This window comes from Acidiphilium sp. JA12-A1, from assembly GCF_000724705.2.
GTDB lineage: Bacteria > Pseudomonadota > Alphaproteobacteria > Acetobacterales > Acetobacteraceae > Acidiphilium > Acidiphilium multivorum.
Map to the genome: position 1 here is coordinate 1 of NZ_JFHO01000177.1, position 242 is coordinate 242.

Below are 242 nucleotides of genomic sequence, written 5' to 3' on the forward strand. Positions count from 1 at the left end.
CTCGCCGGCGGCGCGGCCGGAGGCGAGGGCGTCGGCCAGCGAGGTGGTGCCGGCGGCGGCACCGGCGGCGCGGCAGGCCTCGGCCGGCTCGCCGGGGATGAAGGCGTCGAGCGCGGGATCGAAGCGGAGCTTGCCGCGGCTCTGCGAGAAGAGATGCACGCTCGGGGTGAAGCCGCCGGACATCAGCACGAGGTCGCAGGAGAGGCGCTCGCCGGCGCCGCCATCGCGCCGCGCGATGGTGG

1 protein-coding gene is annotated in these 242 nt (G+C 77.7%); it reads right to left on the bottom strand.

Features of this window, described 5'->3' with window-relative positions:
* A partial coding sequence (locus RT91_RS19030; RefSeq protein ID WP_035189343.1) for a hypothetical protein occupies window positions 1–242 on the bottom strand: 242 nt, incomplete at both ends.